Source organism: Pseudomonas sp. 2(2015) (assembly GCF_000955865.1).
Classification (GTDB): Bacteria; Pseudomonadota; Gammaproteobacteria; order Pseudomonadales; family Pseudomonadaceae; genus Aquipseudomonas.
The window spans coordinates 272-1,368 of the sequence record NZ_JYOF01000034.1 but is presented as its reverse complement, the minus strand read 5'-3'; the positions used below and the strand labels follow the sequence as shown (position 1 = coordinate 1,368).

Genomic DNA, 1,097 nt, shown 5'->3' with positions numbered 1-1,097 from the left:
CAAGCCCCCATCACCGCCCGGATATCCGCCGCCAGCTCACGCACCCGCGCCTCTTCGGTATCCCACGAGCACATGAAGCGTGCGCCGCCGCTGCCGATGAAGGTGTAAAAGCGCCAGCCCTTGTTGCGCAAGGCTTCCAGCGCCGGTTCCGACATCTGCAGGAACACCCCGTTGGCCTCCACCGGGAACATCAGCTCAACCCCCGGCACATCGCGAACCAGTTCGCTGAGCAACTGCGCGCAGTGGTTGGCATGCACAGCGTGGCGCTGCCAGGCGCCGTCTTCCAGCAAACCGACCCAGGGTGCCGACAAAAAGCGCATCTTCGACGCCAGTTGCCCGGCCTGCTTGCAGCGGTAGTCGAAGTCTTCGGCCAGCTCGCGGTTGAAGAACAGGATCGCTTCACCCACCGCCATGCCGTTCTTGGTGCCGCCAAAGCACAGCACATCGACTCCGGCCTTCCAGGTCAGCTCCGCCGGGCTGCAGCCAAGGAACGCGCAGGCGTTGCTGAAGCGGGCGCCGTCCATGTGCAGGTTCAGGCCCAGCTCCTTGCAGGTAGCGCTGATGGCCTTGAGTTCGTCCGGGCGGTAAACGCTGCCGACCTCGGTGGCCTGGGTGATAGTCACCACCCGCGGCTTGGGGTAGTGGATGTCCTGGCGCTTGAGCGCCACTTCGCGGATCGACTCGGNNTGCGCGCGGTGAGCAGCTTGGAGCCGTTGGAGAAGAACTCCGGGGCGCCGCATTCGTCGGTCTCGACGTGGGCGGTCTCCGAGCAGATCACGCTGTGATAGCTCTGGCACAGCGACGACAGCGCCAGCGAGTTGGCGGCGGTGCCGTTGAAGGCGAAGAACACTTCGCAGTCGGTTTCGAACAATTTGCGGAAGTATTCCGAGGCACGTGCCGTCCATTGGTCGTCGCCGTAGGCGCGCTCGTGGCCCTGGTTGGCCTTTTCCATGGCGGCCCAGGCTTCCGGGCAGATACCTGAGTAGTTGTCGCTGGCGAATTGCTGGCTTTTATCTGGCATGACACTGTCCTGTGAACGACGCAGGTGAGCACTCTAAACCAAGTTCCGGGTGGCCGCCTATCGCTGGCAAGCCAGC

Annotated in this window: 1 pseudogene; it reads right to left on the bottom strand. The window is 63.8% G+C overall.

What is annotated here, in order from left to right:
* Positions 1-2: 2 nt before the first annotated feature.
* A pseudogene (locus tag UB48_RS26705) lies at positions 3-1,021 on the bottom strand (low specificity L-threonine aldolase); the annotation flags it as partial.
* Positions 1,022-1,097: the final 76 nt, after the last annotated feature.